We start from the raw sequence: 13,025 nt of genomic DNA on the forward strand, positions 1-13,025 counted from the left end.
CGTTGTCGTGAGGAGTGCCAAGGCGCTGGGGCGGCGTGGCGCCGGGGCCCTGGGCTGGGGTGAGCGGGGCAGCAGGCCCTGCGCAAGCTAGCTTTCTTGTGGAATTCCGCGTTCGAACCACGTAATTCGAAGTTGACTGGTAGAGTTTCAACGTTATTGTCATCTGACCCGAAAGAGGTACAGCAAGTGGAACAAGTTAAGAAGGGCGCTAGCACGGCGTCGCGCACCCGCTCGATCGCATTCATCGGCTTGGCTGTTGCCATCATGGCAGTGTCCGCCTGGGTTACCGTGCCGCTCGGACCGGTACCTTTCACGCTGCAGATGTTCGCCATCACCTTCGCCATTGTGATGCTCTCCCCGAAGGAGTGCATCGCCGCCATCGTGCTGTATCTCGCGCTCGGCGCCATCGGTCTGCCGGTGTTCTCCGGCATGAGCGGCGGAATCGCCAAGCTCATGGGTCCGACCGGCGGCTTTCTGTGGGGCTATATCTTCGGCGTCGCCGCTGCCGCGGGGCTGCTCTATGTGCTGCGCCGTCGCATGGGTGCAGCTGACAAGGCAAACGCCTCCGACCAGCGCGGTTTCGTTGCGTTCCTGAAGAACGCCGCCGCCGAAATCGTCGCGGGCCTCGTGTTCACCGCGATCGCGTACTTCTGCGGCTGGCTGCAGCTGATGCTCGTCATGGGCATCTCGCCTGAGGCCGCGTTCCTTGCCGGTGTGGCGCCTTTCGTGGTGGTCGACGTGCTGAAGATTCTTGCCGCCGTCGCGTGCGCTCGCACCGTGAAGGCTGCGGTTCGCTAAATACCCATTTCGCGCACATTTGGGGTGCGTGCTATAATCGCTTGGAAACAAGCAACCATCATGCGCAGGCGATTTTCGCCTGCGCTTTCTATGAGGGAGTGACTAGTGGGCTGCGCAATCATCGGTTGCGGGAAATCTCTTCCCGCGCTTGCCGTCGCGAACGACGACCTTACCCAGCTTGTCGACACGAGCGACGAGTGGATCACCACGCGCACGGGCATCAAGTCCCGCCGCATCGCCGTTGGGGAAACGAACGTCGATATGGCCGAAGGTGCCGCGCGTCAGGCGATGGGCCTTGTCGAGGGCGGCTATTGCGAGGCTCCTATCGACCCTGAGTCCATCGACCTTGTGGTGTATTCCACGTGCACGCCCGATGTGCTCGTGCCCTCGTGCGCGGCGCTCGTCCGCCGTCGCCTGGGCCTGGTGAACGCCGTCGCTTTCGATGTGAACGCGGCGTGTTCGGGCTTTATCTATGCGATGAGCGTTGCGGAATCCATGATGGCGGCAAGCGCGGCGGGCGTCGCGGGCGCTGGCCGTCGCAACAAGGTTCGCCGTGCGCTTGTGATCGGCTCCGAGCGCCTGACGCGCATCACCAACTGGGAGGATCGCACGACCTGCGTGCTCTTCGGCGATGGCGGCGGGGCTGCCGTGGTCGAATGGGACGAGGACCGCGCGGGCGTGCTCGCTACCTACATGAAGAACGACGATGACGACACCAATGCGCTCACCTGCCCCTCCGCGTTCGACTCGCCTCAGCCCTTCGATGTGAACGGCGTTTCGAAGGAAGCTGCCGTTGCGGGCGACCCAGGCAACGCGCGCATCGACGAGGAACTTGGCGTGACTGAGGCTGTCGCCGCCGGTCGTCCGCGTCAGTCCCTTTTCATGCACGGGCAGACTATCTTCAAGTTCGCCGCCAGTGCGATGGGCAACGCCATCGACGAGGTGTGCAAGCGCGCCGACGTGGACATCGACGACGTGAAGCTTATCGTGCCTCACCAGGCAAACGAGCGCATCATCAAATACGCTGCCAAGCGTTGCGGGCTTTCGCTCGACCGCTTCCAGGTTTCCATTGGCGATCGCGGAAACGCTTCTTCCGCCTGCGTGCCGATGGCGCTTTCCGACGCGTACGAATCGGGGCGCATCAAGAAGGGCGACAAGGTGATTCTCGTGGCCTTCGGCGGCGGGCTTACCAGCGGCGCCGTGCTCTACGAGGTGTAAGCAAGCCGAGGCTCAGCTGTTTTGCGGGCTATGTTCGAGGGCGTGGCCCGAAGCGTAGTCAACTTGCGCTGCGCTCTTACGCAATCGAGGGGATGGCCACGAGGAAGCAGGCGCCTCCGTCGGGCAGGTTAAACGCCTCGACCGTGCCGTCGTGCGCATCGACGACGGACTTCACGATGGCAAGCCCGAGTCCCGTGCCTCCCGTGCCGCGGTTGCGCGACGGGTCGCCTCGATAGAACCGATCGAACAGAAGCTTCGGGTCAGCATCGCCCAAGCCGCAGCCGTCGTCGCGCACGGAGAGGACGGAATTTCCCCGTGCTCCCATGAGCTCAACGGTGATATGCCCGCCTGGCTCGATGAAGCGGCTCGCATTCTCCACCAAGTTGAACACGACCTGTTTTAACCGGTCGCGGTTGCCGAGCACGTCGGGCGCCTCGCCTATGACCTGGCAATTTGCCTCTCTTTCACGCAAAAGCGGCGAAAGGGAATCCACCACTTCGCGTGCCACCTGTCCCAAATCGACGCGCGAGAACTCGGTTGCGATGTTGCCGCTTTCCAGCCGCTGCAATGCAAGCAAGTCGTTCACCAGGTTCGAAAGGCGGCGGCTCTCCTCCACGATGATGCCCGTGAACTTCTCGCGCATTGCGGGCGGCAGGTCGGGATCCGACAGCATCTCGGCGTTCCCCCGAATCGCGGTGAGTGGGGTGCGCAGCTCGTGTGCCACATCGCTCACAAACGTGCTCTCGCGGCTTTCGCGCGAGGCGAGGCTTTCCTGCTGCGTTCGGATAGTCTCGGAAAGCCTGTTCAAGCTCACCGTAAGCCGATCGACCTCCTCGATACGCCCATCGATGGGAATGGTCGTCGGCGCGGGGTCGCCGGTGCGGAAGTCGCGAAGGCGCGCCGCCAAGCGGGTGAGCGGCTCGGAGAGAAAATGCCCAATGAGCAGGCTAAAGGCGAACGTGAATACGGCGACTGGCACCAAAAGGAAGAACGCCAAGGGTCGAAGTCCGAACGCGAAATGCGACACCGCGATTGCGAAGACGGCCGCGAGGATGGCGAACAGCGTTGCGAGAAGCGCGAAATATGTCTGCAGTTGCTTTATTTCTTGAACCTGTATCCGTAGCCGCGAACCGTTTCCACGAGGCCGGAATCGTATCCGGCGCTCGAAATCTTATCACGCAACCGCTTGATGTGTGTATCGACCGTTTTCGTTTCCGTGAGGTATTCCCAGCCCCACGCATCGCGCAGCAGGTCCTCGCGGGAAACGACTTTTCCCGCGTTTTTCATCAGCGCTGCGAGCAGCTCGAACTCGCGCGGGGTCAAGTCGATGTCTCCCGCGTCGCCGGTTGCGGTGTGCGCATCCTCGTTCAAGGTGATGCCCCCTGCGGTGATGGCGCTCGAGTTCTTCGCGAAATCCTCGCCCTGGCTGCGGCGCAGGAGGGCGCGAACGCGCGCGATCAGCTCGCGCACGCCGAAGGGCTTGGACAGGTAGTCGTCCCCTCCGATTTCAAGTCCAACGACCTTGTCGAGCTCGGAGTCGCGCGCGGAGAGGAACAACACGGGGGACGAGGTGTGCGTGCGAAGCCGTCGACAGAGCTCGTAGCCGTCGATTCCCGGCAGCATGATATCGAGAACGAACAGGTCGTAATCGTTTTTCATCGCACGGGAAAGGGCGTCCTCGCCGTTGTCGACCACATCGACCGAGAATCCTTCCTTGCGTAGCGCGTACCCGACGAATTCCGTGATGGAGGGTTCGTCGTCGACTACGAGAATGCGTGCGGGCGCATCGGGCATGGCATTCCTCCTCGTTGCTGTTGTGGGCGCTTGCAGCCGTCGCCGTTCGCGCACGGGCGGTGCTTGCGGCGTCTTTCCTGGTAGTATTATGCCAGCTACCACTATAGACAATTCGCGTTTGCCGTGTGCGGCGAAGGGAGACTGTCAAAATCATGTTACTTGTCATCGATGTGGGGAACACCCAGACGGCAATCGGCGTCTACGAGGGGGAAAGCCTCGATCGCATGTGGCGCGTCGCCACCAACCGCGACCATACCGCCGACGAGCTGCGCGTGAAGCTTCTGCCGCTGCTCCAGTCCGAGAACCTCCAGGCGAGCGACATCACGGGTGCGGCGCTCGCGTCGGTGGTACCCCAGCTCACGGGAGCTTGGACGCGTGCGGTGCAGGATTTGGCGGGCGTTCGCGCCGTTGTATGCTCGGCAAAGACGGCGGGCTCGCTTTTCGACGCAGACTATCCCAACCCGCGCGAGATTGGATCGGATCGCGTGGCCGACGCCGTCGCGGCGCGCGAGCTGTTCGGCTCTCCTGTCATTGTCGTCGACTTCGGCACGGCGACCAACATAGAGGTGGTCGATAAGCAAGGGCGCTTTTTGGGCGGCATCATCGCGCCGGGTGTCCAGACGGGTGCGGCGGCGCTGTTCTCCCACGCCACACGTCTGGCTGCGATCGACCTGATCGATCCCCATCACGCCATCGGGCGCAACACCGAGGAGGCCTTGCAGGCGGGCATCGTCTATGGCGAGGCTGATCGCGCCGACGGTCTTGTGCGCCGTGTGGTCGAGGAGCTCGGATACGACGCCCCAGTCGTCGCGACGGGCGGGCTTGCGCCCCTTATCGCCGGGCACTCGCGTACCATCACCGCCGTCCAGCCCGATTTGACGCTCGTCGGGCTGCGCCTTGTGTATGCTGAATGCACCAAGGCGGGAAATTAAACATCTGAAGGGAAGGGTCGACATGCAAAGTGATATCGAAATCGCACAGGCTGCGCAGCCGCAGCGCATCGACGCGATTGCCGAGAAGGCGGGTATCGACGATAAGTATCTCGAGATGTACGGCAAGTACAAGGCGAAGGTCGACTACAACCTTCTGCGCGAGAACGAGCATACGCCGGGCAAGCTCGTGCTCGTGACGGCGATCAACCCCACGCCGGCGGGCGAGGGCAAGACCACCACGACGGTCGGCCTGGCCGATGCTCTCGCGAAGCGCGGCAAGAACGTGATGGTCGCCTTGCGCGAACCGAGCTTGGGCCCCGTGTTCGGCATCAAGGGCGGAGCTGCGGGCGGCGGATATTCCCAGGTCGTTCCCATGGAGGATATCAATCTGCACTTCACCGGCGATTTTCATGCCATCGGTGCTGCGAACAATCTGCTTGCGGCTATGCTCGACGCGCACATTCACAACGGCAACCAGCTCGGCATCGATGTGCGCAAAATCACCTGGAAGCGCGTGGTCGACATGAACGACCGGCAGCTGCGCAACATCGTCGACGGCCTGGGCGGCAAAGCCAACGGCGTGCCCCGCGAGGACGGCTTCGACATCACCGTGGCATCCGAGGTCATGGCGATTTTCTGCTTGGCAACGAGCATTACCGATTTGAAGGAGCGCCTCGGCCGCATCGTGGTGGGCTACACCTTCGACGACCAGCCCGTTACTGCTCACGATCTGCACGCCGAGGGCGCTATGGCCGCGCTGCTCAAGGACGCGCTCAAGCCGAATCTCGTGCAGACGCTCGAGGGCACGCCCGCGTTCATCCACGGCGGCCCCTTCGCCAACATCGCGCACGGCTGCAACTCCATCATGGCGACGCAGATGGCCTTGGCGCTTGGCGACTACGCCATCACCGAGGCTGGCTTCGGTGCCGATCTGGGCGCGGAGAAGTTCCTCGACATCAAGTGCCGCCTGACAGGCCTCAAGCCCGACGCCGTCGTCGTCGTGGCCACGGTTCGCGCGCTTAAGAACCACGGCGGCGTGGCGAAAGACGCGCTCAACGAGGAGAACCTCGAGGCGCTCGAGGCGGGCCTTCCCAACCTGCTGCAGCATGTGGAGAACATCACCCAGGTGTTCAACCTGCCCTGCGTGGTCGCGATCAACCGCTTCCCGTCCGACACCGAGGCAGAACTGAAGCTCGTCGAGGACAAGTGCCGCGAGCTGGGCGTGAACGTGGCGCTCTCCGAGGTGTGGGCGAAGGGCGGCGAAGGCGGCCTGGCGCTGGCAGACGAGGTCGTGCGCCTGTGCAACGAGGGCGACGAGGCCGGCCGCGGCGCCGACACGTTCCAGTTCGCCTATGACGGCGATTTGAACCTGCGCGAGAAGATTGAAGCCATCGCCACGCGCGTCTATCGCGCCGACGGGGTGGATTTCGATGCCAAGGCGGCAAAGGAGCTGGCCAAACTGGAGAAGCTCGGCTTCGGCGACATGCCCGTGTGCATGGCGAAGACCCAGTACAGCTTCAGCGACGACCAGAAGAAGCTTGGCGCGCCGCGCGGGTTCCGCATCACGGTGCGCGACGTCAAGGTGAGCGCCGGCGCCGGGTTCGTGGTGGCTCTCACGGGCAACATCATGACGATGCCAGGCCTGGGCAAATCGCCTGCCGCCTTCAAGATCGACGTCGACGAGACCGGAAAGATCACGGGGCTGTTTTAAAGAAAACCCGCTTCGACAGCTCTGCGCTCGTGCAGTGGTGCGCGAGCGCTCGCGGCAGTCGTTGCATGCTCGAAACAATGGTGGGTTACCGTACCCTAATTGTCCTATCAGTTTGAGGGCTTGAAACGAGGAAGAGACTTTGATGGTAGACACCTGTTTCGTTGAAGAACTTGCATCCGCGGCCCCCGCTCCCGGCGGGGGCGGGGCGTCGGCGTACGTCGGCGCGCTCGCCGCGGCGCTCGCGTCCATGGTGGGCAATCTCACGGTGGGAAAGAAGACATATGCCGAGGTCGAGGGTGAAGCCATGCATCACCTTGAGGAGCTTAAGGGGCTTCGCTCCCGCCTGATCGAGCTTGTTGATGCCGATGCGCGCGCGTTTAAGCCCCTTGCCGCGGCGTACCGCATGCCGAAGGGCACGCCAGAAGAGCTTGCGGCGAAGCAGGATGCGATCCAGCGAGCGCTTGTCGGGGCGACCGAGGTGCCGCTTGATATCATGCGCACGGTGGCGCGCGTGGTCGACCATGCCGACTATCTGGCGCACCATGGCAGACGAATGGCCAGGTCGGACGCGGGCGTTTCGGCTGCATTCGCCCGGGCGGCGGTCGATGGCGCAAGCTTGAACGTGTATATCAACGCGGCTTCGATGGACGACCCCGCAAGGGCGCTCCGCGTTCGCGAGGAGGCTTCGGCGATCGCGTCGACGACGCGCGAGCGCTGCGATGAGCTGTTCGATTTTGTGGTCAAAGAGGTTTCGTAGGTAAGGGACCTCAAGGGTTAAGGTGTATTATGGCAACGCTTCTCAAAGGAAAACCAGTCGTCGATCATATGGCGGTTGATCTGCGCAGTCGCATCGAGGCGCTCAAATCGCGAGGCGTCGAGCCCACGCTCGCGCTCGTGCGCATGGGGGAGCGCCCCGACGATTTGTCCTACGAGCGCACCGCGAAGAAGCGCGCCGCCAGCCTAGGGCTTGCCACCAAGCCATACGTGCTGGACGACCTGGCGCCGCAGGCTGCTGTGCAAGCGACGCTGCAATCCATCAACTACGACAAGACCGTGCATGGCTGTCTGATGTTTCGTCCCCTGCCGAGCTTTCTCGACGAGAAGGCGCTGTGCAACATGCTTTCGCCGGAGAAGGACATCGACGGCATCTCGCTTGCGTCGCTCGCCTCCGTGTTCACCGACTCGAGCGATGGGTTTCCTCCTTGTACGGCGCAAGCGTGCGTGGAGATTCTCGACTTCTACAAGATTCCCCTGGTGGGAAAGCACGTTGTGGTTATCGGCCGAAGCCTTGTGGTGGGCAAGCCCGTCTCGATGATGCTCCTGCGCCGCAATGCGAGCGTCACCATCTGCCATTCGCGCACCGAGAACCTGCCCGAGCTGTGCCGGACGGCCGACATCGTCATCTGCGCCGTCGGTCGCGCGCGCGCGTTCGGCAAGGAATACTTCCGTGCGGGGCAGACGGTGCTCGATGTGGGCATCAACTTCGATTCGCGCGGTACCCTGTGCGGCGATGTGAACTTCGACGAGGTCGAGCCCGTCGTTGACGCTATCACTCCCGTACCCGGTGGTATCGGCACCGTCACGACGAGTGTCACCATGGCACATGTGGTGGATGCCGCCGAGAAGATGGCGGGGAGGTAGGGCCGCCGTGCGGCGGCCTCTCGCGTGCGCGATTCGCTTCGCACCGTCGAGCTATCGGGGGCCTAGCACCGCAAGTTCGCGGGGGTAGCTGTTGAGTACCTCGCAGCCGTCGTCGGTCACGCACACCAAGTCCTCGATGCGCACGCCGAACTCGCCTGGCAGATAGATTCCCGGTTCGATGGAGAAACACATCCCGACCTGGACTTCCTCGTCGTGAACCGAAGAGACGTCTCCCGGCTCGTGCTCGTCAAGGCCGATCTGATGCCCTAAGCGATGGGTGAAATACTCGCCGTATCCGGCTTCGGCGATGACATCTCGCGCCGCCTTGTCGATGTCGCAGAAGCGTGCGCCGGGGTGTACCGCTGCGCGGCCCGCTTCGTTTGCGCGGCGCACCAGTTCGTACACCTCGCGCTGCTTGGCGGTCGGCTCGCTCCAGAAGAAGGTGCGCGTCATGTCCGAGCAGTACTCGCTTTGGCGGCATCCCACATCGAAGAGCACGACGTCGCCGACTTTCAACTTCGTGTCATCGGGCATATGGTGCGGGTCTGCCGCGTTTGCGCCGAAGCTCACGATCGGGTCGAAAGAGTGTCCCGAAGCGCCCAGCTCGCGGTAGATTCCCTCGAGCTCGTCAGCGATTTCCCGTTCGGTCGCACCTTCATGCACGAGCTCGCGAAAACGTATCATGGCCTGGTCGTTCGTCGCCGACGCCGCGCGCATGAGCTCCTGCTCCTCGACGCTTTTGATGGCTCGCGCGCCATCGACGGCGGGAGACCCCAGGGCGAAGGACTTCGCCGCATGCGCCTCCATAAGCGGCACGAGGAAGCGGGCGGCGAGGTTCTTGTCGACGCCGCAGGTCTCCTCAGCGTGCAGGAGCTTTGCCACCTCAGGAAGCGGGTTGTCCACATCGTCGAACGAGAACACTTCGCAGGGAAGTGATTTCGGGGCTGTGAACAGGCGGTTCAAGAAAAGGACGGGCACTTTCCCCTTGGTGATCACGAGTGCCAGGAACCGCTCGCCCGGTTCCACGTAAGCGCCGGTGAGATACTGGATGGAACGCGGGTCGCTCACGATCATCTGCGTGAGACCCATCTCTCCGAGCAGGTGGTGAACGGTTTCTATGCGCTGTTCGTACATGGTGGTCCTTTCTCGTGCTGCGCCGCGACCGGGCGTCGGCGGTCTGAGCTCTCGCAGCGCGCAAATCGGGGCGCTTACGACGCATGGGCTGCGGTGTTTGCGCCATGCGCGCTGCGACGAGCGGATTCGTTTCGTTTACTATAGCGTGAATCGCGCGGGCGGGCGTCGGGGCGAGCAAAATCCCTTGTTCGCGGCCATTTGAGCGAGTTGGAGCAGCGCCCAACATGGCGGAACATCGAAGGCGACTCGGCTCAGGCAGATGGGGTGCTTGCCTCTTGCGCGGCGGAGGGCACCAAGGAAGTGCGCTTTCATGCGTTTGTTGTCGGGTTGCTCCGTCCGCCTGGCGCAGGGCGTATGATGGGCGCATGGCAAACGGACTTTCATACATGCGGAAAACCACTTCCACCGAGGCGACCAAGAAGCTCGGCCAGACGCTCGCGCCGTATCTCCATGAGGGCGATGTCGTGGTGCTCTCGGGCGATCTGGGCGCGGGGAAGACGCAGTTCGTCCAAGGCGTCGCGGCTGGTCTGGGAATAACCGATGACGTGGTCAGCCCGACCTTCAACATCGTGATCGAATACTCCTCGGGCTCGGTTCCGCTCTACCACTTCGACCTTTACCGTCTGGAAGATGCCTCGGAGTTGGAAGACGTCGGCTATTACGACCTCGTCGAAGGTGATGGCGTCGCGTTCCTCGAATGGGGCGAGAAGTTCCCTGAGGAACTGCCCTACGGTTATCTCGATGTTTCGATTACCGTCAGCGACGACGGCTCCCGCGTCGTGCGGGTTCACTCCGTCGGCGACAGGGCGCGCCAGCTTCTGTGTGTATGGTCGAACGATTCGCGCTCTCATCTGGTGAAAACGTCATCGAAGCTGAACTGACGCGCGTGGTGCGCTATCATGCGCACGAACGATTCTCCCTCTGAAACGGAAACATTGCATACTATGAGCGAAACGAAATCTCCGGCATCGGCTGCGCTTGGCGTCGATGCGCCCTGCCACGAACCCGCCTACGTGCTTGCCTTCGACACTGCCAACGAGGTGATTGCCATTGGCGTGGGCGTGCTTCACGAGGAAGCGCGCGCGATCGAGCTTGTCGCACATGCTGAAATCGAGGCGCGCCGCCAATCGAACACCCAGCTCATCCCCCGTATTGATGCGCTACTCGCCGAAAACGGGATCGCGCGCGGGGACATTGCGTGCGTGTGTGTCGGGCGCGGCCCCGGCTCGTTCACCGGCGTGCGCATCGCCATGGCGACGGCAAAGGGCATTGCGAGCGCGCTCGAGGTGGGGCTTGTTGGCGTGTCCTCGCTCGACGCGGTGGCTTGGGGCGTTTGGGAATTTGGCGCACGCGGCGAGGTCGCCGTGGTGGCCGACGCTATGCGCAAGGAGGTCTATCCCGTCCGCTATCTCGTCGACGATGCGGGTGCGCATCGCCTTGAGGCCGACCGCGTCGTGAAGGCGGATTTGGCCGCTGAAGAGCTTGCGGAATGCGATACGACGACCCCTGGCGCTTCCGGCTCGTGCGGAACTCGTTTTGTGAAGGGCGTCGAAAGCGGCGATGATGAGCTGCTATCTTATGCTGACGCTCCTGAGGCTGGGGGGCATGCTCCGCGCGCAGTTCCGCAGCGCAGCGAGGACTGTTTGAGCACGGAGTATGCCCCCCAGCCTCTTCGGGCCTCAGATCCATGTGGTCAGCGGCTTCTCCTTGCGGGGGATGCGCTGAAGAAGTATCGCGACCTGTTCGCGCCATGCGGGGAGGCTCTTCCCGAGAACACATGGACGCCGACGGGCGCAGGGCTTCTCCTTGCGCTTCAGGCTGGGTGGCGCAGCGGGGAATGCGACCCGTTCGACGCAGTGCGTCATAACCCGGCGTTTGCGCTCCCCGTGTACACGCGCCTGTCCGATGCGGAAGAAAACGAGCGTGCCCGTGCAGCCCGCGCGGCTCGCGAAGGTGCGGCCCGTGAGGGCGAGGCGAAGCCGGGCGTTCCCGATGCGAACCTTCGCACGGGCGTCCAAGACGCCGAGGCGGTGGCCCATCCGTCGCTCGTCCATTCGCTCGCGGGGAAGACACCCGCTTACGAGGAGACCTCGCCTGCACATCATGCCACGCTTCACGAGCAGTCTATTCTCGTGGCTCCGCCCGATGAGCAGGGAATATCGTACAAGCCGCTCGACGTTTCCCATGTGGGGTGCGTCGCGGCGCTCGAGTCGCGCATCATGGGAAGCGATGCGTGGAACGAGTCGCTCGTGGCCGACGAGATCCCGCGGCGCGATCGCACCTGGTGGGCGGCGTACGCGAGCGAAGGCAAACCAGGCGAGGTGGGCACGCTTGTGGGGTATGCCGGCGGCTGGGTGGTCGACGGCGATGTGCAGATCCTGAAAGTGGGAACGGACCCGGCGTGGCGCCGCCGCGGCATCGCTCGCGAGCTGCTCGCGCATGTTGCGGCCGACGCGCGCAACCTCGGTGCGCAGACGGTTTCGCTCGAGGTCCGCGCGGGCAACGAGGGCGCGCAGGCGCTCTACAAGGCGCTTGGCCTTACGCCCGTGGGCACGCGTCCCCGCTATTACTCCGACCGCGAGGATGCGCTTATCATGCAGGGCGATCTGGCGGCTCTCGTGGGTGCGACAGAGCCTGCCGAGGAATCATCGCGGCTGGTCGCGGGCATGGAGCTGCAAGTCGACGCCTCGCACGACGTGCAGGCGACCGCCGTCGGTGCGGCGGGGGCATCGCGTCCGCTTATCCTGGCGATCGAGTCTTCATGCGACGAGACCGCCGCGGCGATCGTCGACGGGGAAGGGGCGCTTGCCTCGGACGTGGTTGCAAGCCAGATTGACTTCCACGCGCGCTTCGGTGGCGTCGTCCCCGAGATCGCAAGCCGCAAGCACATCGAGGCCATCTGCGGCGTATGCGACGAATGCCTCGAGGTCGCAGCGAAAAACTTGGGGATGAGATCGCTTCGCTGGCGCGATCTTTCCGCGGTGGCCGTCACATATGCGCCGGGGCTCGTCGGCGCGCTCGTGGTGGGCGTTGCGTTCGCGAAGGGCGCGGCGTGGGCGGCGGACGTGCCGCTCATCGGCGTGAACCACCTGGAGGGCCATCTGTACGCCAATCGTATCGGATGTCCCGATTTCACCCCACCTGCCGTGGTGTCGCTCGTGTCGGGCGGCAACACCATGCTCGTCCACATGAAGGGCTGGGGCGACTACGAAACGCTCGGCACCACCATCGACGACGCGGTGGGCGAGGCGTTCGACAAGGTCGCGAAGGCGCTCGGGCTGGGATACCCCGGCGGGCCCGTGATCTCGCGCTACGGTGCGAAAGGCGACCCGCGCGCCATCGCCTTCCCGCGCGCGATGATGCACTCGGGTGATTTGCGCTTCTCGCTTTCGGGATTGAAGACGGCGGTCGTCACCTATATCAACGGCGAGCGGGAGGCTGGGCGCGAGCTCAACGTGCCCGATATCTGTGCGAGCTTCGAGGCGGCGGTGGTCGACGTGCAGGTGGCGAAGGCGAAGCGTGCTCTCGATATGACGGGCGCTCGCACGCTTTGCGTGGGCGGCGGCGTCGCGGCGAACCCCGTGCTCCGCGCATCGTACGAGAAGATGTGCTCGAAGGCGGGTGTGCGCCTGGTGCTGCCGCCCCTTTCGGCATGCGGCGACAATGCGGGGATGATCGCGCTCGTCGCGCTCGATCGTTACAAGCAGGAAAAGTTCTTCCCCTTCGATTTCGACGCTAAGGCGCACGTGAACCTCGACGAACCCTACTAGGGCGGGACGCGCTCCGCTCGCATCGGC

General features: G+C 63.6%; 11 protein-coding genes. 8 read left to right on the forward strand and 3 right to left on the reverse strand.

The window, feature by feature from the left end:
• Positions 1 to 186 precede the first annotated feature (186 nt).
• Entirely contained in the window at positions 187 to 798 is a 612-nt protein-coding gene (locus ACMRQN_RS08695) for a biotin transporter BioY (protein ID WP_418734660.1), read from the forward strand.
• 105 nt (positions 799 to 903) lie between these two features.
• Positions 904 to 2,016 (forward strand): beta-ketoacyl-ACP synthase III, encoded by a 1,113-nt coding sequence (locus ACMRQN_RS08700; protein WP_418734661.1) that lies wholly within the window; start codon positions 904 to 906, stop codon positions 2,014 to 2,016.
• A gap of 76 nt (positions 2,017 to 2,092) precedes the next feature.
• Here ACMRQN_RS08700 and ACMRQN_RS08705 read toward each other — a convergent pair whose 3' ends face one another.
• On the reverse strand, positions 2,093 to 3,013 hold the full coding sequence (locus ACMRQN_RS08705; protein WP_246155865.1) for a sensor histidine kinase: 921 nt from the start codon (positions 3,011 to 3,013) through the stop codon (positions 2,093 to 2,095).
• A 101-nt stretch (positions 3,014 to 3,114) separates the two neighbouring features.
• Positions 3,115 to 3,810 (reverse strand): response regulator transcription factor, encoded by a 696-nt coding sequence (locus ACMRQN_RS08710; RefSeq protein ID WP_418734662.1) that lies wholly within the window; start codon positions 3,808 to 3,810, stop codon positions 3,115 to 3,117.
• Between the two features lie 152 nt (positions 3,811 to 3,962).
• On the opposite strand from ACMRQN_RS08710, the gene ACMRQN_RS08715 reads away from it, so the two are divergent.
• From ACMRQN_RS08715 to ACMRQN_RS08730, 4 genes are all read left to right on the forward strand, one after another.
• A complete protein-coding gene (locus ACMRQN_RS08715) occupies positions 3,963 to 4,742 on the forward strand; it encodes a type III pantothenate kinase (RefSeq protein ID WP_330033350.1) in 780 nt (259 codons plus the stop codon).
• A gap of 22 nt (positions 4,743 to 4,764) precedes the next feature.
• Complete coding sequence (locus tag ACMRQN_RS08720) at positions 4,765 to 6,453, forward strand: formate--tetrahydrofolate ligase (RefSeq protein WP_418734663.1); 1,689 nt, start codon at positions 4,765 to 4,767, stop codon at positions 6,451 to 6,453.
• Between the two features lie 142 nt (positions 6,454 to 6,595).
• Entirely contained in the window at positions 6,596 to 7,210 is a 615-nt protein-coding gene (locus ACMRQN_RS08725) for a cyclodeaminase/cyclohydrolase family protein (RefSeq protein ID WP_418734664.1), read from the forward strand.
• Positions 7,211 to 7,239: 29 nt separating this feature from the next.
• Positions 7,240 to 8,094, forward strand: a complete 855-nt coding sequence (locus ACMRQN_RS08730; protein ID WP_417304524.1) for a bifunctional 5,10-methylenetetrahydrofolate dehydrogenase/5,10-methenyltetrahydrofolate cyclohydrolase — start codon at positions 7,240 to 7,242, stop codon at positions 8,092 to 8,094.
• Between the two features lie 51 nt (positions 8,095 to 8,145).
• Here ACMRQN_RS08730 and ACMRQN_RS08735 read toward each other — a convergent pair whose 3' ends face one another.
• Positions 8,146 to 9,228, reverse strand: coding sequence for a M24 family metallopeptidase (locus tag ACMRQN_RS08735; RefSeq protein ID WP_418734665.1), 1,083 nt, complete (start codon positions 9,226 to 9,228; stop codon positions 8,146 to 8,148).
• A 386-nt stretch (positions 9,229 to 9,614) separates the two neighbouring features.
• Between ACMRQN_RS08735 and tsaE the strand changes: the two genes are divergently transcribed.
• Both tsaE and tsaD read left to right on the forward strand, forming a co-directional pair.
• A complete protein-coding gene (gene tsaE, locus ACMRQN_RS08740) occupies positions 9,615 to 10,109 on the forward strand; it encodes a tRNA (adenosine(37)-N6)-threonylcarbamoyltransferase complex ATPase subunit type 1 TsaE (RefSeq protein ID WP_158050045.1) in 495 nt (164 codons plus the stop codon).
• A 63-nt stretch (positions 10,110 to 10,172) separates the two neighbouring features.
• On the forward strand, positions 10,173 to 12,998 hold the full coding sequence (gene tsaD, locus ACMRQN_RS08745) for a tRNA (adenosine(37)-N6)-threonylcarbamoyltransferase complex transferase subunit TsaD (RefSeq protein ID WP_418734666.1): 2,826 nt from the start codon (positions 10,173 to 10,175) through the stop codon (positions 12,996 to 12,998).
• Positions 12,999 to 13,025 lie beyond the last annotated feature (27 nt).

Source organism: Ellagibacter sp. (assembly GCF_048412355.1).
Taxonomy (GTDB): domain Bacteria; phylum Actinomycetota; class Coriobacteriia; order Coriobacteriales; family Eggerthellaceae; genus Ellagibacter.

What these genes read in the sequence shown, in the direction of transcription:
- ACMRQN_RS08710 (WP_418734662.1), bottom strand. Translation starts at nt 3,810, where the DNA reads ATGCCCGATGCGCCCGCACGCATTCTCGTAGTCGACGACGAACCCTCC.
- ACMRQN_RS08715 (WP_330033350.1), top strand. Translation starts at nt 3,963, where the DNA reads ATGTTACTTGTCATCGATGTGGGGAACACCCAGACGGCAATCGGCGTC.
- ACMRQN_RS08720 (WP_418734663.1), top strand. Translation starts at nt 4,765, where the DNA reads ATGCAAAGTGATATCGAAATCGCACAGGCTGCGCAGCCGCAGCGCATC.
- ACMRQN_RS08725 (WP_418734664.1), top strand. Translation starts at nt 6,596, where the DNA reads ATGGTAGACACCTGTTTCGTTGAAGAACTTGCATCCGCGGCCCCCGCT.
- ACMRQN_RS08730 (WP_417304524.1), top strand. Translation starts at nt 7,240, where the DNA reads ATGGCAACGCTTCTCAAAGGAAAACCAGTCGTCGATCATATGGCGGTT.
- ACMRQN_RS08735 (WP_418734665.1), bottom strand. Translation starts at nt 9,228, where the DNA reads ATGTACGAACAGCGCATAGAAACCGTTCACCACCTGCTCGGAGAGATG.
- tsaE (WP_158050045.1), top strand. Translation starts at nt 9,615, where the DNA reads ATGCGGAAAACCACTTCCACCGAGGCGACCAAGAAGCTCGGCCAGACG.
- tsaD (WP_418734666.1), top strand. Translation starts at nt 10,173, where the DNA reads ATGAGCGAAACGAAATCTCCGGCATCGGCTGCGCTTGGCGTCGATGCG.